The 21,008-nt window shown below is 70.8% G+C and carries 19 protein-coding genes; 11 read left to right on the forward strand and 8 right to left on the reverse strand.

Going from position 1 to position 21,008, the window contains the following annotated elements; all coding sequences use genetic code 11:
* Positions 1-28 precede the first annotated feature (28 nt).
* Positions 29-862, reverse strand: coding sequence for a purine-nucleoside phosphorylase (locus ACPYN5_RS01625; RefSeq protein WP_424447240.1), 834 nt, complete (start codon positions 860-862; stop codon positions 29-31).
* A 68-nt stretch (positions 863-930) separates the two neighbouring features.
* Between ACPYN5_RS01625 and ACPYN5_RS01630 the strand changes: the two genes are divergently transcribed.
* Positions 931-2,394, forward strand: coding sequence for an NAD(P)H-quinone dehydrogenase (locus tag ACPYN5_RS01630; protein WP_424447241.1), 1,464 nt, complete (start codon positions 931-933; stop codon positions 2,392-2,394).
* A 132-nt stretch (positions 2,395-2,526) separates the two neighbouring features.
* Here the strand turns inward: ACPYN5_RS01630 and ACPYN5_RS01635 are convergent, their stop codons facing one another.
* Both ACPYN5_RS01635 and ACPYN5_RS01640 read right to left on the reverse strand, forming a co-directional pair.
* Positions 2,527-4,293 carry an acetyl/propionyl/methylcrotonyl-CoA carboxylase subunit alpha gene (locus tag ACPYN5_RS01635; protein ID WP_424447242.1) on the reverse strand — a complete coding sequence of 589 codons (1,767 nt, stop codon included), beginning with the start codon at positions 4,291-4,293 and terminating at the stop codon, positions 2,527-2,529.
* Positions 4,294-4,390: 97 nt separating this feature from the next.
* Positions 4,391-5,047 carry a Maf family protein gene (locus ACPYN5_RS01640; RefSeq protein ID WP_424447243.1) on the reverse strand — a complete coding sequence of 219 codons (657 nt, stop codon included), beginning with the start codon at positions 5,045-5,047 and terminating at the stop codon, positions 4,391-4,393.
* 70 nt (positions 5,048-5,117) lie between these two features.
* On the opposite strand from ACPYN5_RS01640, the gene ACPYN5_RS01645 reads away from it, so the two are divergent.
* From ACPYN5_RS01645 to ACPYN5_RS01660, 4 genes are read left to right on the forward strand one after another with little or no spacing between them, the layout of a single operon-like run.
* A complete protein-coding gene (locus ACPYN5_RS01645; protein WP_424447244.1) occupies positions 5,118-6,413 on the forward strand; it encodes a class I SAM-dependent RNA methyltransferase in 1,296 nt (431 codons plus the stop codon).
* Positions 6,414-6,422: 9 nt separating this feature from the next.
* Positions 6,423-7,079: a response regulator transcription factor gene (locus tag ACPYN5_RS01650; RefSeq protein ID WP_424447245.1), complete on the forward strand. Its 657-nt coding sequence runs from the start codon at positions 6,423-6,425 to the stop codon at positions 7,077-7,079.
* The gene (locus ACPYN5_RS01655; RefSeq protein WP_424447246.1) at positions 7,069-8,301 is read left to right on the forward strand and encodes an ATP-binding protein; all 1,233 of its coding nucleotides are present in this window, start codon (positions 7,069-7,071) and stop codon (positions 8,299-8,301) included. The genes ACPYN5_RS01650 and ACPYN5_RS01655 overlap by 11 nt, the downstream gene beginning before the upstream one ends.
* Positions 8,298-9,368 carry a hypothetical protein gene (locus tag ACPYN5_RS01660; RefSeq protein ID WP_424447247.1) on the forward strand — a complete coding sequence of 357 codons (1,071 nt, stop codon included), beginning with the start codon at positions 8,298-8,300 and terminating at the stop codon, positions 9,366-9,368. The genes ACPYN5_RS01655 and ACPYN5_RS01660 overlap by 4 nt, the downstream gene beginning before the upstream one ends.
* A 268-nt stretch (positions 9,369-9,636) precedes the next feature.
* On the opposite strand, the gene ACPYN5_RS01665 is transcribed toward ACPYN5_RS01660, so the two are convergent.
* Complete coding sequence (locus ACPYN5_RS01665) at positions 9,637-9,888, reverse strand: acyl-CoA carboxylase subunit epsilon (RefSeq protein WP_424447248.1); 252 nt, start codon at positions 9,886-9,888, stop codon at positions 9,637-9,639.
* Positions 9,885-11,474 carry an acyl-CoA carboxylase subunit beta gene (locus ACPYN5_RS01670; protein WP_424447249.1) on the reverse strand — a complete coding sequence of 530 codons (1,590 nt, stop codon included), beginning with the start codon at positions 11,472-11,474 and terminating at the stop codon, positions 9,885-9,887. The genes ACPYN5_RS01665 and ACPYN5_RS01670 overlap by 4 nt, the downstream gene beginning before the upstream one ends.
* Before the next feature lie 129 nt (positions 11,475-11,603).
* Here ACPYN5_RS01670 and ACPYN5_RS01675 point away from each other — a divergent pair, with 129 nt between their 5' ends.
* The 6 genes from ACPYN5_RS01675 to ACPYN5_RS01700 all read left to right on the forward strand — a co-directional run bounded on the left by ACPYN5_RS01675 (position 11,604) and on the right by ACPYN5_RS01700 (position 17,334).
* Positions 11,604-12,392, forward strand: coding sequence for a biotin--[acetyl-CoA-carboxylase] ligase (locus tag ACPYN5_RS01675; protein WP_424447250.1), 789 nt, complete (start codon positions 11,604-11,606; stop codon positions 12,390-12,392).
* A 62-nt stretch (positions 12,393-12,454) separates the two neighbouring features.
* On the forward strand, positions 12,455-13,009 hold the full coding sequence (locus ACPYN5_RS01680; protein WP_424447251.1) for a PH domain-containing protein: 555 nt from the start codon (positions 12,455-12,457) through the stop codon (positions 13,007-13,009).
* A gap of 73 nt (positions 13,010-13,082) precedes the next feature.
* Positions 13,083-14,210 (forward strand): 5-(carboxyamino)imidazole ribonucleotide synthase, encoded by a 1,128-nt coding sequence (locus ACPYN5_RS01685; RefSeq protein ID WP_424447252.1) that lies wholly within the window; start codon positions 13,083-13,085, stop codon positions 14,208-14,210.
* Positions 14,211-14,338: 128 nt separating this feature from the next.
* The gene (gene purE / locus ACPYN5_RS01690) at positions 14,339-14,806 is read left to right on the forward strand and encodes a 5-(carboxyamino)imidazole ribonucleotide mutase (RefSeq protein WP_424447670.1); all 468 of its coding nucleotides are present in this window, start codon (positions 14,339-14,341) and stop codon (positions 14,804-14,806) included.
* Positions 14,803-16,245: an LCP family protein gene (locus tag ACPYN5_RS01695; RefSeq protein ID WP_424447253.1), complete on the forward strand. Its 1,443-nt coding sequence runs from the start codon at positions 14,803-14,805 to the stop codon at positions 16,243-16,245. The genes purE and ACPYN5_RS01695 overlap by 4 nt, the downstream gene beginning before the upstream one ends.
* Positions 16,246-16,248: 3 nt before the next feature.
* Positions 16,249-17,334, forward strand: a complete 1,086-nt coding sequence (locus ACPYN5_RS01700) for a glycosyltransferase (protein WP_424447254.1) — start codon at positions 16,249-16,251, stop codon at positions 17,332-17,334.
* A 13-nt stretch (positions 17,335-17,347) separates the two neighbouring features.
* On the opposite strand, the gene ACPYN5_RS01705 is transcribed toward ACPYN5_RS01700, so the two are convergent.
* Genes ACPYN5_RS01705 through ACPYN5_RS01715 form a run of 3 tightly spaced genes read right to left on the reverse strand, consistent with a single transcriptional unit; the run spans position 17,348 to position 20,929 of the window.
* Entirely contained in the window at positions 17,348-18,091 is a 744-nt protein-coding gene (locus tag ACPYN5_RS01705; protein WP_424447255.1) for an ABC transporter ATP-binding protein, read from the reverse strand.
* Complete coding sequence (locus ACPYN5_RS01710) at positions 18,075-18,944, reverse strand: ABC transporter permease (RefSeq protein ID WP_424447256.1); 870 nt, start codon at positions 18,942-18,944, stop codon at positions 18,075-18,077. Before ACPYN5_RS01710 ends, ACPYN5_RS01705 begins: the two co-directional genes overlap by 17 nt.
* Positions 18,941-20,929, reverse strand: coding sequence for a glycosyltransferase (locus ACPYN5_RS01715; RefSeq protein ID WP_424447257.1), 1,989 nt, complete (start codon positions 20,927-20,929; stop codon positions 18,941-18,943). The genes ACPYN5_RS01710 and ACPYN5_RS01715 overlap by 4 nt, the downstream gene beginning before the upstream one ends.
* Between the last annotated feature and the right edge of the window lie 79 nt (positions 20,930-21,008).

Raw genomic sequence — 21,008 nt, forward strand, 5'->3', positions numbered from 1 at the left:
ACGCCCGTGGCGGGCTCTTCCGCGCCGGTCACAGCGCCTCGATCACACGGGCGAGGAGTGCCGAGATCACGGGCTCCGCCTCGCGACCGGCCTCGATCACCTCGGCGTGGCTGAGCGGGGACTCCTGAATGCCGGCGGCGAGGTTCGTGATGAGCGAGAAGCCCAGGACCTCCATCCCCGCCTCGCGCGCGGCGATCGCCTCGAGCGCCGTCGACATGCCCACGATGTCGCCGCCCATCGCGCGAGCCATCCGCACCTCGGCCGGGGTCTCGTAGTGCGGACCGCGGAACTGGGTGTAGACGCCCTCGTCGAGGCTCGGGTCGATCGAGCGGGCGAGATCGCGCAGCCGCGACGAGTACAGGTCGGTGAGGTCGATGAACGTCGCGCCCTCCAGCGGAGAGTCGGCGGTGAGGTTCAGGTGGTCGCTGATGAGGACGGGCTGACCGGGGCGCCAGGTCGGCTTGATGCCGCCGGCGCCATTGGTGAGCACCATGATCTTCGCGCCCGTGGCGGCGGCCGTGCGCACACTGTGAACGACCCGCCGAACGCCGTGGCCTTCGTAGTAGTGCGTGCGTGCACCGATGACGAGGACCCGCTTGCCCTCGGGCGTCAGGATGCTGCGGAGCGTCCCGACGTGGCCCTCGAGCGCCGGCCGACTGAAACCGGTGACCTCGGTGGCGGGGATCGTCGCGGTGGTCTCTCCGATGAGCTCGGCCGCGCGGCCCCATCCGCTCCCGAGGGTCAGGGCGACGTCGTGACGCTCGACGCCGCTGATGCGGGCGATGTCCGCCGCGGCCTGCCGGGCGACCTCGAGCGGGTCGGCGGAGGGGTCGTCGAGGGGGTGCGCAGAGGAGTCAAGCATCCCCCCACTCTAAGACGCGCGAGGGTTCGGGCACAGGCGTGCGCGACGGCTGCCGCGCCTGAGGAAGAATGGAGACCATGTCGCCTCTCAGCTTCGAGCGCACCCAAAGCGTCGCCGTCCTCGGCGGCGGTCCCGGCGGATACGAGGCGGCCCTGGCCGCCGCCCAGCAGGGCGCGGAGGTGACGCTGGTCGAACGCGCCGGCGTGGGCGGTTCGGCCGTCATCACCGACGTCGTCCCGTCGAAGTCGCTGATCGCCACCGCCGACGCCGCGGTCGCCATCAGCGAGGCATCCGATCTGGGCGTGCAGCTGTTCGCGCGATCCGACTCGGGCACGCCCCTCAAGCCCGAGGTCGCCATCAATCTCGCCGCCGTCAACCGCCGGCTGCTCGCCCTCGCCCGCCAGCAGTCCGACGACATGCGCGCTCAGCTCGTCGAGGCGGGCGTCCGCATCATCTCCGGCCACGGCCGACTCGACGGCACGCACGCCATCATCGCCGCCACCGGCCCCGGGGGCACCGACTTCGACCGCGTCGAGGCCGACACCCTCGTCGTCTCGGTCGGCGCGTCGCCGCGCGAGCTCCCGAGCGCGAAGCCCGACGGCGAACGCATCCTCACCTGGACGCAGCTCTACGACATGAAGTCGCTGCCCGAGCACCTCATCGTGGTCGGCTCGGGTGTGACGGGCGCCGAGTTCGCCTCGGCCTACATGAACCTCGGCGCGAAGGTCACGCTGATCTCCAGTCGCGACCAGGTCCTGCCCGGTGAGGACGTCGACGCCGCCGCGGTCATCGAGAAGGTCTTCAAGCGCGGCGGGATGACGGTGCTCTCGAAGTCCCGTGCCGAGAAGGTCGAGCGCACCGAGGCCGGCGTCGTGGCCACGCTGTCGGACGGACGCACCGTCGAGGGAAGCCACTGCCTCCTCGCCGTCGGCTCGATCCCCAACACCGCCGGCATCGGCCTCGAGCAGGCGGGTGTCCAGCTCACCGACTCGGGCCACATCCAGGTCAACCGCGTCGCGCGCACCTCGGTGCCCAACATCTACGCCGCCGGCGACTGCACGACCTTCGTGCCGCTCGCTTCCGTGGCCGCGATGCAGGGCCGGCAGGCGGTCTTCCACGCGCTCGGCGACACCGTCATCCCGCTCGATCGCCGCCGCATCACCGCGAACATCTTCACCGCCCCCGAGATCGCGACGGTCGGGCAGCAGCAGAAGGACGTCGACTCGGGCCTGGTGAACGGCTACGTCCACAAGCTGCCCTTGGCAGCCAACCCGCGCGCGAAGATGATGGGCGTCAAGGACGGCTTCGTGAAGATCATCGCGCGCGAGGGATCGGGCACCGTCATCGGCGGCGTCATCGTCGCGCCCCGCGCCTCGGAGCTCATCTACCCGATCGCGATCGCCGTCGAGCGCCGCCTGACGGTCGATCAGGTCTCGCGCGTCTTCGCGGTCTACCCCTCGCTGACCGGCAGCATCACCGATGCCGCCCGCGCGATGCACCTCGTCCAGCGCGACGAGGACCCGCTGTCCTGAGCCGCGGGCTGCGGCATCCGCTCGTCTGACCGCCCGCGCGGCGTCGGAGAATCGCACGAACGTCGGAGTGGTCCAGCTGATCGCTCCGACGTTCGCGGCATCCTCCGACGATCGCGCGCGGAACCCCGGGCGTCAGGAGATGGTCAGCAGGGGGTGCCCGGCGCCGACGGTCGTCCCGGGGGTCGCGTCGATCGCGCCGACCACGCCGTCCTTGTGGGCCTGGATCGGCTGCTCCATCTTCATGGCCTCGAGCACGACGACCAGGTCGCCCTTGACGACCTGCTGGCCCGCCTCGACCGCGACCTTGACGACCGTCGCCTGCATCGGCGACTTCACGGCGTCGCCTGAGGCGGCAGCGCTCGCGGTCGCCGCGTGCGAGCGGCGCGACGGCGGCGCCTGTGCGGGACGCCCGGACGCGACCGGCGCGGAGGCGACGCGGTCGGGCAGGCTCACCTCGAGGCGCTTGCCCGAGACCTCGACGACGACCGTGTGCCGACCGCTCGGCTCGGCGGGAGCCTCGAGCTCGCCGTCCCACGCGGGGATGTCGTTGACGAACTCCGTCTCGATCCAGCGCGTGAACACGCCGAACGTGCCGTCCGCGCCGGTGAAGGCGGGCTCGCGCACGACTCTGCGGTGGAACGGCAGCACCGTGGGCATGCCGGCGACCTCGAACTCGTCGAGTGCGCGGCGCGACCGCTCGAGCGCCTCTTCGCGGGTGCGCCCGGTGACGATGATCTTCCCGAGCAGGGAGTCGAACGCGCCCGAGACGGAGTCGCCCGCCGTGACGCCGGAATCGAGCCGGATGCCGGGCCCGCCGAAGGTCTTGAAGACGTGGATGCGTCCGGGCTGCGGCAGGAAGTTCCGGCCCGGGTCCTCACCGTTGATGCGGAACTCGATCGAGTGACCGACCGGCGCGGGGTCGTCGTAGTCGAGCGTGCCGCCCTCGGCGATGCGGAACTGCTCGCGCACGAGGTCGATCCCGGTGACCTCCTCGGACACGGGGTGCTCGACCTGCAGGCGGGTGTTGACCTCGAGGAACGAGATGGTGCCGTCGGCTCCGATGAGGAACTCGCACGTTCCGGCCCCGACGTAGCCCACCTCGCGCAGGATCGCCTTCGAGGCGGTGTACAGGATGTCGTTCTGCTCGGGGGTGAGGAACGGCGCGGGGGCCTCCTCGACGAGCTTCTGGTGGCGGCGCTGGAGCGAGCAGTCGCGCGTGGAGACGACGACGACGTTGCCGGCGGCGTCGGCGAGGCACTGGGTCTCGACGTGGCGCGGCTTGTCGAGGTACTTCTCGACGAAGCACTCGCCGCGGCCGAAGGCGGCGATGGCCTCGCGGGTGGCCGACTCGAACAGCTCGGCGACCTCGTCGAGCTCGCGCGCGACCTTGAGTCCGCGTCCGCCGCCGCCGTAGGCCGCCTTGATGGCGATCGGAAGGCCGTACTCGTTCGCGAAGGCGATGACCTCGTCGGGGCCCTCGACGGGACCGGGGGTTCCCGGGGCCAGCGGCGCGCCGACCTTCTCTGCGACGTGCCGCGCGGTCACCTTGTCGCCGAGTGCCTCGATGGCCTCCGGCGACGGGCCGATCCAGGTGAGCCCGGCGCCGATGACGGCGCGGGCGAACTCGGCGTTCTCGGCGAGGAAGCCGTAGCCGGGGTGTACGGCGTCGGCGCCGGAGCGCCGCGCCACCGAGAGGATCTTCTCGATGGACAGGTAGGTCTCGGCGCTCGTCGACCCCTCGAGGGCGTACGCCTCGTCGGCGAGGCGTGCGTGGAGCGCATCCCGATCCTGGTCGGCGTAGACGGCGACGGACGCCTTCCCGCTGTCACGGGCGGCGCGCACGATTCGGACGGCGATCTCGCCGCGGTTCGCGATCAGGACCTTGGCGATCTCAGGCATGAATGCCAGCCTAGCGAGCACACGCGCCCGTCTTTTGGATCCCTCGCACAAAGTGACCGACCGAACGTGCGCGGATGCCTACCAACAGCGGTCTCTTCTACGACGCTGCTCCCGTGCCCCACAGCTCGGTCCAGCCGATGCCGAGGTCGCGGACGAGGCCGCGCAGTGTGGACAGCGACATGCCCACGACGGTGGACGGGTCGCCTTCGACGCGGGTGATGAACGCGCCGCCGAGGCTGTCGACCGTGAACGCGCCCGCCACCTGCAGGGGTTCGCCGGTCGCGACGTAGGCGGCGATCTCGTCGCTCGTGATGTCTGCGGCGAAGGTCACGGCGGCCTCGGCGACGGCGTGAGCCTCGCGCGCGGGAACTCCGGGCCGGACCCGGAACACCGAATGCCCGGAGTGGAGGATGCCGGTGCCGCCCCGCATCCGCTCCCAGCGCTCGGTCGCGACGGCGGGCAGGAGCGGCTTCCCGAGCACGTCGCCATCGAAGGCGAACATCGAGTCGCCGCCGATGACGATCCCGTCGAAGTCGGGCTCGACGCGCGCGAGCGTCTCGACGACGTCGGCGGCCTTCCGGCGGGCCAGCAGCAGGACGTGCTCGTCGGGCGGCAGCACCCGGCCCTCGGCGGCTTCGATCGCGGCGACGACCGCCTCCTCGTCGACCTGGGGCGCCCGGGTGGACGGTTCGATGCCCGCCTGCCGCAGCAGCATGAGGCGGGCGGGGGAGGTCGAGGCGAGGCACACGCGCATGCCGTTCACGCTACCCGCGGACGCTCCCGCAGCGGTGCCGGGGCGGCCGCCCGTGTGCGAGCATCGTGGGATGCAGTCCGGCGACCTCCTCGACCTCGACGTCACCGACGTCGCCCACGGCGGCGTGTTCGTCGCCCGCCACGAAGGGCGCGTCGTCTTCGTGCCCGATGCCGTCCCCGGGGAGAGGGTGCGGGCCCGACTGACCGACACCGCCAAGTCGTCGTTCTGGCGTGCCGAGGCCATCGAGGTGCTCGACGCCTCACCTCACCGACAGTCGCACGTGTGGGCGCCGGCCGACATCGGGACCGCGCCCGAGAACCGTCCCGGCGGAGCCGACTTCGGACACATCGAGCTCGAGCACCAGCGCGAGCTCAAGCAGCGGGTCCTCCGCGATGCGCTGCAGCGGTTCGGCGGCGTCGACAGCGATGTCGTCGTCGCGCCCGCCGGGCCCGACGAGAGCGCGGACGGAACCGGATGGCGCACCCGCGTGAGCCTGCACGTCGACGGGGACGGGCGCATCGGACCGTTCGCCGCCCGCTCGCACCGCGTCGTCGAGGTCGACGATCACCCGCTCGCGACGCCCGCGATCGCCGAGGCGGTCGCGCGCGGCCGGTCGGCCGCTCCCGGTCGCCTCGACCTGGTCCAGCCCTCGGACGGGCGCGTGCGTGCGCTGCCCCGACCCGAGACGCCGCGACGGCGGGGCCGCGGCGGCCCTCGCACGGCATCCGATCCGGCGCTGCGCGAGGTCGTCGTCGAGAAGGTCGGCGGTCGCGCGTTCCGCGTCGATGCGGGCGGCTTCTGGCAGGTGCACCGACTCGCGCCGATCGCCCTGCGCGACGCCGTTCAGAGCGGCCTCCGGGCGGCCGGGCGCGACGACCTCGACCCGGATGCCTGGCACCTCGACCTCTACGGCGGTGTCGGCCTCCTGGCCGCCGCGGTCGCCGAGCTCGGCGGACCCGCCACCCGCGTCACGAGCGTCGAATCCGACGCCCGCGCCACCGACCATGCCGGCGAGAATCTCGCCGAATGGGTCGGCGCGCGCGCCGAGACCGGCCGCGTCGACCGCTGGCTCGCGCAGACGGAGCAGACGGCGTCTGCGGCAGAGCGCGCCCGGCTCCGGTCCGGGGTGACGGTGCTCGATCCGCCGCGCTCGGGAGCGGGCCGGGAGGTCGTCGACGCGCTGCTGCATCTCCGACCCTCGACGCTCGTCTACGTCGCGTGCGATCCGGTCGCGCTCGCCCGCGACATCGGGATGCTCCGCGCCGGCGGATATGCCCCGATCTCGCTGCAGGGGCTCGACCTGTTCCCCAACTCGCATCACGTCGAGGCGGTCGCGGTACTCACCGACGAGGGCCCGCTGTCCTAGGCTGAGCCCATGACACGGGTGGCGCTCATCGACGATCACGAGTCGGTCAGGCTCGGGCTCGCCGCCGCCTGTTCCCGTGCGGGCGTCGGAGACGTGGTCTTCGACGGCAGCACCGTCGCCGACTATCTCCGGTGGCGCAAAGAGGCGAACGAGGCGCCCGCGGATGTCGTCGTGCTCGACCTGATGCTGGGCGACGGCGCGACGGTGTCGGAGAACGTCGCGCAGCTCGTCTGGGACGGCTCGCAGGTCATCATCCACAGCGTCGCCGATCGGCCGGCGGCCGTGCGCGAGGCGCTCGCGGCCGGAGCGCTCGGCGTGATCAGCAAGTCGTCGCGAACCGACGACGTCGTCGCAGCGATCGAGACGGTCGCCCGCGGCGAGCACCTCGACAACGTCGAGTGGGCCAGCGCGGTCGACGGCGATCGCGCGTTCGGCGATGCGCAGCTCTCGACGCGCGAACGCGAGGTGCTGCGTCTGTACGCCGCCGGTCTCCCGCTGAAGGCGGTGGCCGAGCGGCTGGGCATCGCCTACTCCACCGCGAAGGAGAACATCACCCGGGTCCGGGTCAAGTACGTCGAGGTCGGCCGTCCCGCACCCACCAAGGTCGACCTCCTCCGTCGCGCGATGGAAGACGGTCTCGTCGCCGAAGCCTCCGATGCCCGCTGAGCCCGCCGTCGTCGCCCGGCCGCGCCGGCCCGCGGAGTTCCGCGAAGCCCTCGCGCAGACCCAGCGTTTCACGCAGTCGCGCATCGATCGCATCCTGGGCATCGTCGTCGGGACCGGCAGCGCCGTCATCGGCCTGCAAGCGCTCGTCGGGGCGCTCAGCGACACCCCCGGCCACTCGACCTGGAACACCGTGCTCCTGGTCGTCGTGCTGGGCTCGCTCCTGTTGATGTGCATCGCGCTGGTCACCTCGCGGGCGGTCCGCGTGTTCAGCGGCGTCTTCGCCGGCGTGTTCCCCGTCGCGACCGTGCTCTGGCCCCTGGCCGCAGGCTCGTCCACGACGGTCGACGAGCAGCCGTGGCTGTGGTTCCTCATCAATGTCGGGACCGTCGCGGCGGTGTTCTGCCTGCCGCTCGCGGGGCAGATCGTCTGGGCTTTCCTCCTTCCGCTGCTCTACGGCGCCATGCGGCTGTCGCTGCTGCCGATGACGCCCGGCATCGTGCTCGATGTCGCGCTGGACTCCGTGTTCGCGATCATCCTCGCGAGCGTGCTGATCGTCGTCGGATGGATCCTCCGCTCGCTCGCGGCGAGCATCGACAGCGGACGCGAGGGGGCCGTGCGTTCGTTCGCCCAGGCCGCGGCCGCCGACGCGGTCGAGAAGGAGCGGGTCGCCGTCGCCGCTCTGATGCACGACAGCGTCCTGGCTGCCCTCATCGCCGCAGAACGGGCTGAGACCGACCGTGAGCGCGCGCTCGCGGTGTCGATGGCGCGAGAAGCGCTCACCCGCCTCGCGAACGTCGACCAGGAGGCGGGGGAGGGGCCCGATGCGCCGGTGCCCGCATCGATCGTCGGCTCCGAGCTCGAGGCGATCGTGCGTCGACTGCACCCGCCCGCGGCGATGACCCAGGAGATCCGTCCCGGGGCGCGGCCGGTGCCGGGGCGCGTGGCCCGCGCCCTGCAGCTCGCAGCGGCTCAGGCGGTCACGAACTCCGTCGAGCACGCCGGCGCCGCGAACCTTCGCGTGACCTTCCGCGCCGACGCGACGGGCGTCGACATCGCGGTGATCGATGACGGACCCGGGTTCGAGGCGGGGCGGGTGGCGGAAGACCGCCTCGGCATCCGCGCCTCGATCATCGCGCGGATGGCCGCGGTGGCGGGAGCCGCGACCGTCGACTCCGACGCGACGGGGACGACCGTATCGATCTCCTGGCGGGATCGCTCATGAACCGGTCCTCGCGCTGGGTGCTGTCGTCTCTCGGTGTCGCGTTCACCGGGTACCTGGCCGTCGGCGGCATGTTCTGGACCCGTCCCGTCGATGTCCCGGTGGTGCTCGTGCTGAGCCTCGTCGTCTATCTGGCGGTCACCGGGCTGTGCATCTTCTGGCCGACACGGCCGATGCGGGGGCCTGCCGGGCCCGTCACGGACGGTTCCGCCGTCTCGGCCGTGACTGCCGGCATGAGCCGGCCCGCGCCGCTGCCGCTGTGGATCGCGCTGCTGGCTTTCGCCGTCACCGCCGCCATCCCCTCGGCCACCTGGTGGGCCGCGGGTGAAGCCGGTCGCCTGCAGCCGTTCGCGACCTGGAGCCTCGGCGGGCTCGGCGCTCTCATGGCCGTCCTGGTAGTCCGCCGCCGCTCCATCATCGCGTGGTCGGGCATCGCGGTGCTCTTCCTGGAGTCCGTCGTGTGGATCGGTATCGAGCCCACCCTCTCCCTCGGCGCCGTCGGTTCGGCGATCTGGGTCGGGGGTGCGCAGATCATCGTGCTGCTGATCGACCGTGCCGCTGTCGAGACGGCGCAGCTCACGGCGCTGCAGCGCGAAGCGTCGGAGTGGCTCGCCACGCAGGAGGGTCGTCGTCGCGAGCGGCGCGTGCGGGTCCAGCGCGCCCTCGCCGTGGCCGGCCCCGTGCTCTCGCGCACGATCAGCGCGGGAGGCGACCTCGATGACGATGAGCGGCTGCAGGCCCGCCTCGCGGAAGGGCGCCTGCGCGACGAGCTGCGCGGTCCGCGCCTGCTCGACGACGCCGTGCGCCGCGTGCTCGAGGACGTCCGCCGAGCAGGATCGCACGTCACCTTCCTCGACGAGGGCGGGCTCGACGGCCTCGACGAGCGTGAGCTCGCCGCCATCCGTGCCGAGCTCGCAGATGTGCTCGACGGGGCGACGTCGGAGCGGCTGTACATCCGGACGTCGACGCATCCCGACACCGCCGTCACCGTGGTCGGACGATCGCGTGGACACGACGGTGCCGACGAGACGGTCGACCTCTGGCGCGAGATCCCGCGACCGCGCGGCTGACCGGTGGCGAAGGCCGGCTCCGTCTGCGCGATCCGCGGACGGGCGGATGCGGCGAACCGCTGGATGCGAGGTGCTGGGGGCGAGGGGCGGCGAAGCCGCCCGCCCCTCGCCATGCGAGTGGTTACCCGAAAACCAGCTCGCAGCAGTCACCGGCGTGAAGCACGGGTGACCGAACGCAGAAGCGTTCCAGCACCTCCAGTTTGCGGGGATGCATCACTTCTGTCTGTAGGTACTTCGGGGGACATATCTACCGAGACCCCGAACCAGGTCAGCCGGTGAAGCGTCCCCAGCCGAAGCCGCGGCGCAGCGGCGTCCGCAGGGCTCGCGCCGAGCGCCGCCAGGCCGACTCGGGCGACGGCTCGGGGGCTACGGCGTCGGCAGCCTCCTGAACGTACGACTCGCTCACGACGGCGATGACCGCGGCCAGCTCCTCGGCGGTCGGCGTACCGCGGCGCACCTCGATCCGCAACGGGCGCTCGTCGCGCACCGCCTCGTCGCGAGCGTCATCCCGGCCGGTCACAGGGGGATGTTCCCGTGCTTCTTCGCGGGCAGCTCGGCGCGCTTGCCGCGGAGCGCACGCAGCGACTTCGCGACGTAGACCCGGGTCTGGGCGGGTTCGATGATGCCGTCGAGCTCGCCGCGTTCGGCGGCCAGGAACGGCGAGGCCACGTTGTAGGTGTACTCGGAAGCCAGCCGCGACCGCACGGCGGCGACATCCTCGCCGGCCTCTTCCGCCCGCTTGATCTCGCCCCGGTACAGGATGTTGACGGCGCCCTGTCCGCCCATGACGGCGATCTCCGCCGTGGGCCAGGCCACGTTGATGTCGGCGCCGAGCTGCTTCGAGCCCATGACGATGTACGCGCCGCCGTACGCCTTGCGCAGGATGACGGTGACGAGCGGCACCGTCGCTTCCGCGTAGGCGTAGAGCAGCTTCGCACCGCGACGGATGACGCCGGTCCACTCCTGGTCGGTCCCGGGCAGGTAGCCCGGCACGTCGACGAGGGTGACGATGGGCACCGAGAAGGCATCGCAGAACCGGACGAAGCGGCTCGCCTTCTCGCCGGCGTCGATGTTCAGCGTCCCCGCCATCTGCGAGGGCTGGTTGGCGATGATGCCGACGGTGCGTCCCTCGACACGGCCGAATCCGACGACGATGTTCGGCGCGAACAGGGGCTGGACCTCGAGGAATTCGCCGTCGTCGACGAGCCCCGAGATCACCTGGTGGATGTCGTAGGGCTGGTTGGGGGAGTCGGGGATGATCGTGTTGAGGGCCCGGTCGCCGTCGGTGGTCTCCCACTCGAAGCCGCTCTCGTACACGGGGGCATCCGACATGTTGTTGTCGGGGAGGAAGCCGAGGAGCGACCGTGCGTAGTCGATCGCGTCGTCCTCGTCCTCGGCGAGGTAGTGCGCGACGCCCGACCGGGTGTTGTGAGTGTGGGCACCGCCGAGCTCCTCCATGCCGACGTCCTCGCCCGTCACGGTCTTGATGACGTCGGGCCCGGTGACGAACATCTGGCTCGTCTTGTCGACCATGATGACGAAGTCGGTGAGTGCGGGGGAGTACACGGCGCCGCCGGCGGCGGGACCCATGATGAGGGAGATCTGGGGGATGACGCCGGATGCCGCGGTGTTCAGGCGGAAGATCTCGCCGTACTTGCCGAGAGCGACGACGCCCTCCTGGATGCGCGCGCCGCCCGAGTCGAGGATGCCGATGATCGGCATGCCGCCGCGGAGGGCCAGCTCCATGACCTTGATGATCTTGTCGCCGGCTGACTCGCCGAGCGAGCCGCCGAACGTCGTGAAGTCCTGCGAGTAGACCGCGACGGCCCGGCCGTGGATGGTGCCCACGCCCGCGACGACCGAATCGCCGTACGGGCGGGACCGGTCCATGCCGAACGCGGTGGTGCGGTGGCGCACGTACTCGTCGAGTTCGACGAACGATCCCGGATCGACGAGCATCTCGATGCGCTCGCGGGCGGTGAGCTTGCCCTTCTTGTGCTGCTTCTCGCGCGCCACGGCCTCGGCGTCGACGACGGCCGTCTGGTAGCGGGCGCGGAGGTCGGCGATCTTGCCGGCGGTCGTGGACAGGTCGGGCTGGTCGGTCACGCGTTCCACCCTATCCAGCGCCGCACCTCAGCCGTTGGAGCACACCCACAACGACGGGGCCGATCACCTGTGCGAACCCTCGGACGCAACCCCTCGCAACGGTGGGAGCGCGCGTCGTAGGGTGACGCCATGACGATCCCCGAGAAGGGCTACCCGCGCGCGGCCGCGGTCTCGCCCCGCCTCCACGTCGTGGAGCACACCGATTCCACCAACGCCCACCTCCGGCGCGACGTCGAGGCGGATCCCGATGCGCACCCGCACCTCGCGGCGCTGGTGACCACCGACCAGCGCGAGGGACGCGGCCGCCTCGACCGCAGCTGGACGACCCCGCCGGGCACCGCGCTCGCCGTGTCGGTGCTGCTGCGGGTGGCCGCGGTGCCCGTGCATTCGCGCGGGTGGATCCCGCTCGTCGCGGGCCTCGCGATGAGCGACGCCGTCGCCGCGCAGCTGCGCAACTCGACGGTCGGGGTGAAGTGGCCCAACGACGTGCTCGTGGACGGTCGCAAGATCAGCGGCATCCTCGCCGAGGTGCTTCCCGGGGACGCCGGCGACGTGATCCTCGGGGCCGGCGTCAACACGACGATGGCGGAGGTCGACCTGCCGGTGTCCACGGCGACGTCCTTCGCCGCTATGGGTGCCGCCGTCGATGAGGATCGGCTGCTGGCCGACTTCCTCGCCGGCGTCCGCGACCACATCGCGCACCTGGCCGTGAACGGCGCGGACGAGGGTCTCCGGGAACGCGTCGCCGCGGCGTGCGTGACCCTCGGCGAGGAGGTCACCGTCTCACTGCCCGGCGGTGAGGCGCTGACGGGGCGCGCGGAGCGGCTCGACGAAGACGGTCGCCTCGTCGTCCGGACCGGAGAAGCGGAGACCGCCGTCGGCGCGGGGGATGTCGTGCACGTGCGCGGCATCGGCTGAGCCGTCGCGGCATCCGGGCGTGCCGCCGCCGTGTTGTCCGAGCCTCGGGTGATGATGGTGCTGTGACCCAGCCCGCAGCATCGTTCGGCCGCCCGGTCGCGCCCGCGCACGGTGCGGCTGCGCCCGAGCTGCGTGTCGCGCGCGTGCGTCCGCACGCCGGCCCCCTGCTGCTGCCGGCACTGCTGCTCATCGTCGTCGCCGGTGTCACCGGCTACCTCACGGGCAATCTCCCGGAACCGTTCACCGACCTCATGCTGTGGTCCGCCGCCGGCCTCGTGGTCGTCCTCCTCGTCGTCCTGCCCTACCTCCGGTGGCTGGCGCACTCGTACACGATCACCACGCGTCGGGTCATCGAGACATCGGGGTTGCTCGTCCGCCGCCGGTCCGAGCTGAGCCATCTCCGCGGCTACGGCATCGACGAGTCGCGCGGTCCCCTGCAGCGACTCAACGGCACCGGCACGCTCACCCTCTCGAACGGCGTCGATCCCTCGTTGCGGCTGCGGAGCATCCCGGCCGTCGCGCTCGTGCACGAGGTGCTGGCCGATCAGGTCGAGGTGAGCCAGATCCTGGCGCATCGCGATTCGCACAGCATGCCGATCATCGGGTCCGACGCCTGAGCCCCGCTCACGCCTGCCGGTGTGAGCCTGCGGCGGTGTGCGCGATGATGGATGCGAACCCGGAGGAGGCGCCATGTCGTTGCGAGTAGGAATCGTCGGCGGAGGACAGCTGGCTCGCATGATGATCGCGCCCGCCGTCGAGCTGGGCATCGATGTGCGCGTGCTGGCGGAGGAGCCCGGCATGTCCGCGGCCATAGCGGCGACGGCGACCGGTGACTACCGCGATCTCGAGACCGTCCGCGCTTTCGCACGCGAGGTCGATGTCGTCACGTTCGACCACGAGCACGTGCCGCAAGAGGTGCTGCGCGCACTGGTCGCCGAGGGCATCGCCGTCCACCCGGGGCCCGACGCCCTGTTCTTCGCGCAGGACAAGCTGCGCATGCGCGCGAAGCTCGCCGAGCTCGGGATGCCGCAGCCCGAGTGGGCCGCCATCGCAGATGCCGCCGAGCTCCAGGCCTTCATCGACGACAACGGCGGCCGTGCCGTCGTCAAGACACCCCGTGGCGGCTACGACGGCAAGGGCGTGCGCGTCGTGGCGTCCGCAGACGAAGCCGCCGACTGGATCGCGGCCCTCGAGCCCGGCGGTCAGCTGCTCGCCGAAGAGCTCGTCGACTTCACCAGGGAGCTCGCGCAACAGGTCGCGCGCCGCCCCTCGGGCTCGTGGCGCGCGTACCCGGTGGTCGAGACCGTGCAGCGCGGCGGCGTCTGCGCCGAGGTCATCGCACCGGCCCCCCGCGCGGGCCAGCGCCTCACGGCTGTCGCCGAGCAGATCGGCGTCGCCATCGCCGAAGGCCTGGGCGTGACCGGCATGCTCGCCGTCGAGCTGTTCGAGACCGCCGATGACCGGCTGCTCGTGAACGAGCTCGCCATGCGTCCGCACAACAGCGGCCACTGGAGCCAGGACGGCGCGGTGACCGGGCAGTTCGAGCAGCACCTGCGTGCCGTGCTCGACCTGCCGCTGGGCGACCCGACGCCCCGGGCACCCTGGTCCGTCATGATCAACATCCTCGGCGGTCCGGCATCCGACACCCTCGAAGCGCGCATCCCGCTCGCCCTCGACGTGCACCCGGGAGCGAAGATCCACACGTACGGCAAGGCGCCGCGTCCCGGCCGCAAGGTGGGGCACGTCAACCTCTCCGGCGACGACCTGGACGCCGTCATGGGCGATGCCCGCGTGGTCGCGGCGCACTTCGACGACTGAAGGCGCGGCGCGCCCGGGGTCGCGTCGCTGCCGTGCCGCTCCGGGTATTCCTCAGGTGCCCCGCCTAATCTGAGTCGGTGACATCCTCGCCGCTGCATTCGTCGGACGCCCCGCTCGTCGGCGTCGTCATGGGTTCGGACTCCGATTGGCGCGTGATGAGCGACGCCTCGCAAGCCCTCTCCGATCTCGGCGTCCCACACGAGGTCGAGGTCGTCTCGGCGCATCGCACGCCCGACAAGCTGCTGCGCTACGGCCGTGAGGCGCGCGCCCGTGGGCTGCGCGTCATCATCGCGGGAGCCGGGGGAGCGGCGCACCTGCCGGGCATGCTCGCCTCGCTCACGCCCCTTCCGGTCGTGGGGGTCCCCGTCCAGCTCGCGACGCTCGACGGTCTCGACTCGCTGCTGAGCATCGTCCAGATGCCCGGTGGTATCCCCGTGGCCACCGTCTCGATCAACGGCGCGAAGAACGCGGGCCTTCTCGCTGCTCGCATCCTCGGCGCCGGCGACCCGCACCTCGCCGACCGGTTGGAGGAGTACGCGCGCGGCCTCGAGCAGCAGGTCGAGGAGAAGAACCGGCGACTCAAGGACTCCCTGTGAGCGTCGCCGCCCCGCCGCGCAGCTCGGCGCGGCCCGGACGCGGAGGCCTCATCGAGGAGCGGCCGCTCCGTCATCCCGACACCTCCTCGCCCGAGGTCATGGGCCGCCGGGGGTGGTGGCTCGTCGTGCTCAACTTCCTCCTGCCCGGGTCGGCGCAGGTGCTCGCGGGAAACCGGCGCCTCGGCCGCTTCGGGCTCGGGGCGACCATCGTCATGTGGCTCATCGCGCTGCTGACCGTGCTGACCGGCCTCCTGTGGCGGCCGCTGCTGCTGTCGCTCGCGACCAACTGGTTCGTTCTGCTGATAGTGCAGGCCGTCATCGCGTTCTACGCGGTGCTGTGGATCGCGCTCACCGTCGACACGCTGCGTCTCGTGAAGCTCGTGCGCGCCGGCACCGTCGCCCGCATCGGCGTGCCGCTGCTGGCCGTGCTGCTGGCCGTCGCGTCGACGTCGGCAGCGGTCTGGACCTTCGACCGCGTCAACTCGGTGCGCGAGACGCTCAGCTCCGTCTTCGGAGCGAGCGGCCCGAGCGTTCCGCCCTCCGACGGCTACTACAACATCCTCCTGCTCGGCGCGGACAGCGGCGAGGGTCGCGACTCCATGCGGTTCGACTCGATCTCCGTCGTCTCCGTCAACGCCGACACGGGAGCGACCACGATCACCGGCATCCCGCGTGACATGGGGCATTTCCCCTTCGCCGAGGGCCCGATGAAGGACCTGTACCCCGATGTCCACGAGGGGCGCGTCGACCCGAACTGCGGATGGAGCAGCGGCATCAATCAGCTGCGCACCGAGGTGGAGGTGTGCCGCGAGGGCGAGGCGCTCTACCCCGATGCCGCCGACAACGGCTCCGCGCCCGGTGTCGAAGCGACGAAGGACGCCGCCGAAGGCATCCTCGGCATCACGATCCCGTACTACGTGTTCATCGACATGAAGGGCTTCGCCGACCTCGTCGACGCCCTCGGCGGGGTCGACATCACCGTCGTGGAACGCCTGCCCAAGGGCGGCGGCCCGCAGTACGAGGGGCAGAGCGCCGAGGACTGGGCCGAGGGCTGGATCGAGGCCGGCCAGCAGCACATGGACGGAGACACCGCCCAGTGGTACGCCCGGTCGCGTTACACCACGAGCGACTTCGACCGCATGCGCCGCCAGCGCGAGCTGCAGCAGGCGATCCTCGCGCAGATGACTCCGCAGAACGTGCTCGACCGCTTCACCGAGATCGCCGACGCGGGGCAGGTGCTCGTGCAGACGGACATCCCCGCCGACCTGCTGCCCTTCCTCGCCGACATCGCGATGAAGGCCAAGGAGCAGCCGGTCACCACCATCGAGCTCACGCCGGAGAACGGCATCGAGGAGGCCGAGCCCGACTGGACGCTCGTCCGGCAGATGGTCCAGGACGCGCTCCACCCGCAGACCCCGACCCCCGAACCGGAGGGCTGAGCGGTGACCACGGTCCTCCGGGTCGTCCTCGACCAGCTGGTCGACGTCGCGGATGCCGATGCCGCCGAGGCATCCCTGGAGGTGGCGCGCGCGCTCGTCGAGACGGCGCCCGCGCGGTGCGAGGTGGCTGTCATCGTCCCGTCGGATGCCCTGGACGCCGCCGCGACGGTCGACGGTGCGGCTCAGACCGTTCGTGCTCCGTTCCCTCGCACGGGATTGCTCGCCTCGTGGCCGATGGGCATCTCGGGAGGAGTCGCGGGCGGCTTGCTGCATGCGCCGACGCTGCTGGCCCCGCTCGTCAAGCACGATCGCGCGCACGACAACGAGCAGACCGTCGTGACGCTCTGGGATCTCGCGGTGTGGGAGACCCCCGCGCTGTTCCCCCGCGCGACGGTGCTCGGCCACCGCGCGCTGCTCAAGCGCGCCGAGAAGCATGCCGACGCCGTCGTCGTTCCCGCTCACGCGACCGCCCACCGGCTCGCCGAGATCGCCCCGAAGCTCAGCGGCCGTATCCGGGTCATCTCCGGTGCGGCGCCCGCGGGCTTCCGGGTTCCCACCGATGCGATCGGCCGGCGCCGCGAGCTCGGTGTGCCCGATCGCGTCGCCGTCGTCACCGGCGGCACCGAGGAACAGCTGAGGTCCGTGCTCGCCTCGATCGCAGGGGAGCGCACCTCCAGCGTCGTCATCTTCGACGAGCCCGCCGACGTGGCCGGCGCCATCGCCGACGCGGGGATCGACCGCGACCGCGTCATCGTGCCGGGCCGCCTGGATGCCGCCGATCGCGCGGCCGTGCTCGATGCAGCCGTCCTGCTGATCGCGCTCTCCGAGGGATCCGGTTTTCCCTGGCGTGCCGTCGAGGCCCTGGTGCTGGGCGTGCCGGTCGTGGCATCCGATTCGCCGGTGCACCGTGAGGTGCTGCTCGACGGGGCGCGGATCGCGCCGTTCGACGAACTGCGGGATGCCGCGGGGGAGGTGATCGCGTCGCCCGAGGAGCTCCATCGCTGGTCGGTGCGCTCAGCAGACCGCGGACGCGCGTTCTCGTGGCGCGATCACGCCGAGCGCGTGTGGGCGCTCCACGCCGAACTGTGAGGTCGGCTTTCCCTCAGCCGCGCATCTGCGCGACAGCCTCCTTGCTGGGACCGTCGAACGCGATCTTCCCGTCCTTGAGGAACACACCGCGCTCGCAGAGGTCCGACACCATGTTCAGGTCGTGGGACACGACCACGAGCGTCTTTCCTGCCGCGTGCAGCTCACGGATGCGTGCGAGGCACTTCTGCTGGAACGGCTCGTCGCCGACCGAGAGGATCTCGTCGATGAGGAGGATGTCGACCTCGGTGTGGATGGCGACCGAGAAAGCGAGGCGCAGGAACATGCCCGACGAGTAGTGCTTCACCTCGGTGTCGATGAACTGCTCGATCTCGCTGAAGGCGACGATCTCGTCGAATCGCTCCTCTGTCTCGCGCTTGCTCATCCCGAGAATGGCCGCATTCAGGAAGATGTTCTCGCGACCCGACAGGTCGGGGTGGAAGCCTGCTCCCACCTCGATCAGCCCGGCGACCCGGCCACGGGTCAGCACCTTGCCGGTATCCGGCCGGAGTACACCCGAGATCATCTTGAGCGTCGTCGACTTGCCGGAGCCGTTGAAGCCGAGGAGGGCCACCGCCTCGCCCTCCTCGATCTCGAAGGACACCCCGTCGAGAGCATGGAACTGCGTCGTGAGCGGCTTTCGCCGCACGGCGGCGACGAAGGTCTCCTTGAGCGAGTGCGTGTGGCGCAGGACAAAGCTCTTGCGAACGCTATCGACGACGATGCGCGGCTGCGCCTGGGGCTCAGAGGTCCTGGGCAAAGCGCCCCTCCAATCGGCGGAAGACGAACTGCCCGACCACGAGCAGAGTGATGGAGAACAGGAGGGCGTATCCGGCATAAGCCCACAGATCCGGGATCGGCTCCGCCGTGACCGACCCCATGCGATACCAGAGCCCGTAGTGGAAGAGCTCGACCGCGGAGGTGAGCGGATTGAGGCGGTAGAGCACGAAGAGCCAGTCGGGGACCTCCGAGCGCACCATCTCCCACTGGTACATCACCGGCGATGCCCACACCGACATCATCGTGATGATCTCGACGAAGCTCTGGGCATCGCGGAATGTCACGTTGATGGAGCCGAACAGCATGCCGAGACCGGTGGCGAGCAGCGCGATGATCACGAGCCCGAGGAGAAGCGCCGCGATGCTGAGCGCCGTGGGCGCCCAGCCGAAGAAGAGCGCGATCACGATGATCACCGCGATCTGGGGCACCGTATTGATCGCGGCGACGAGGGTGCTGGCGACCGGGAACATCTCGCGCGGCAGATAGATCTTCTTGATCAGCGCGGCGTTGTCGACGAGCGAACGCGTGCCGTTCGAGAACGCCTCGTTGAAGAACGTGATCGCCGTGATGCCGGCGAGCAGGTAGATCGGGTAGTTGTCGATGCTCTTGTTCAGGCCCAGGAACACGCCGAGCGCGACGAAGAACACCACGAACTGCACGAGCGGCTTGACATATGACCACAGCCACCCGAGCGCGGAGCCCCGGTACCGGATGCCGACTTCCTTCCGCACGACGAGCGAGAGGAGGTACCGGCGGCGGAACACCTCGACGAGGCTTCCGGAGCGACCAGGCTCGGTCAGCACCGAGCCCGTCGCAGTCTGGCTCGCGCTCACGCCTCGTCCCCGTTCCGGAAGATCGACCACCATCGCTCGGGCGACGCGAGATTGCGTGCGTCGGCGCGATAGGCGGACGAGACGCGGTTCCAGCGTAGGTAGAGCAGGACGTGGGAGCGGATGCTGCGCCGCAACTCGCGTCGGAACGTCGTGCGGTCGCGTCGGTACTCCCAGACGCCCGACCCTGCTGCGTTGCCGACGAGGGCCACATCCATACCCGACAGGCGCCACCACTTGGCGTCGACCGACCGGACACGATCTTGCGGCCGGGTCGCGCGGATGGGACGGAGCTGGTGGGCGATGCCGCGGATGGCGTTGACGACGAAGGTCACGATGTTGCGCTGCGGGCGCACGCGCACGTTGCGCACCCCCTTCTGGTGCGGCACCACAGGGGGGTAGGCCGACCGCTCGGTGATGAGCGCGCCATCGCGCATCTCAGACGCGATACGACGGGCCCGGGCTGCGCTCGAGGCCAGCGTGCCGTCCATGTGCCGGGGCCCGCTCAGCACGTCGGTGAGGGCGTCGCCTCGCAGTCGCGACGCGGTGTACTGCATCGACAGGAGGTGCTTGAGGTCGGAGGCGAAGCTCTTGCGCACCAGCGACCCGCCCCGGCGGTGCGGCGAGTGGAGCAGTGCCGCGACCCAGCGGTTGCGCTGGTGGAAGTACGCCTGCCAGTCGAGGCCGTCGTCCTTCTCATCCCACGGCACGTGCCACGCGGCCATGCCGGGAAGCGACACGGTGCCGATCCCCGCTGCACTCGCGCGGAGCGAGTACTCGGCATCGTCCCACTTGATGAACAGGGGCAGAGAGAGCCCGATGCGCTCGACGACCTCGCGGGGGACGAGGCACATCCACCATCCGTTGTAGGCGACATCGATGCGCTTACTCAGGGAGGGCGTCGTGCGGATGCTGCGATTGCGGAAGTCGAGCATCGCCAGCTGGCGATCCACCGGCTCCCACCAGAACGAGTCGAAGTTCAGCGTCTCGCCGAAGCTGTGCAGCACCGTCCGCGCGTTCGCGTTCAGCATGTGTCCGCCCACGATGAGGGGCTGCCGGGCGAAGTCGTTGAAACGGGCGGCGCGGATGACGCTCTCGGGCTCGGCCTCGGCGTCGTCGTCCAGAAGCAGGACGGCATCGGACGCGTCGTCGGCCAGCATCTCCGCCATCCCACGGGAGAAACCTCCGGATCCGCCGAGATTGGCCTGCTCGATGACCTCTAGGCGTTCGCCCAGACGCGCCGCGGTCGCCTCGAAGCCGGGCGTCTCGCGCAACCGCCGCGTGCCCTGGTCGACGATGACGACGCGGCGGACGACGTCCATCGTCTCGGGGTGATCGTCGAAGCGACGGATCTGATCGAGGCAGGCGTCGGGCATGTTGAAGCTCGGGATCGCGACCGTGAGCCGCGTCGGTCCTCGGTGTCGGGATCGGACCGGGACCGACCAGTCCGCCGACGACATCGAGGCCGACTCGGAATCGGTCTCGAGATCGAACCACAGCCACCCCCCGTCGCCGAAAGACCGCAGGGGGAACTCGAACTCGGCACGGCCGTCGTGCGCACTCCGGGACTCGATCCGGACGTACTTGCCGCGCGCGTTCGACCGGAAGAGATCGATCCGGGCCGAACCCTGGATGTCGACGATGAGGCGGACTGTGTCGACGTCGGTGTGCTCCTGCCAGTACGCGGCCGGGAAGGCGTTGAAGTACGTGGCGAATGAGATCCGGGTGTGCGGCTCGAGGCGGACGCCCCGCCGCTCGTAGGCGATGCGGGTGCCAGCGGACCCGCGGACCTCGGCGTGCAGGGAGTCGCGGAGCAGGCCGAAGAGCTGACGCTGGTTCGCGGGAAGGGTGTCGGGTGTCGGGGCCGGCGTGCCCGAGCCTTCGTCGACGTAGAGCGGGAGGACGGTGGAGTCGCCGCCGACGGGGAAGACGACGTTGTGAACCGCGACCCACTCGGCGGTCGTCTGTTCGCGCGGACTCGTCGTCATAGTGCGTTCTCACTTCTCATCGTTGGTCCCCTTTCGGGTCCCAGAGGATTGTACGGGGGGTGTGCGGCTCGATTCGGCC

Origin of the sequence: Microbacterium arborescens (assembly GCF_049707515.1) — a bacterium.
Classification (GTDB): domain Bacteria; phylum Actinomycetota; class Actinomycetes; order Actinomycetales; family Microbacteriaceae; genus Microbacterium; species Microbacterium arborescens_B.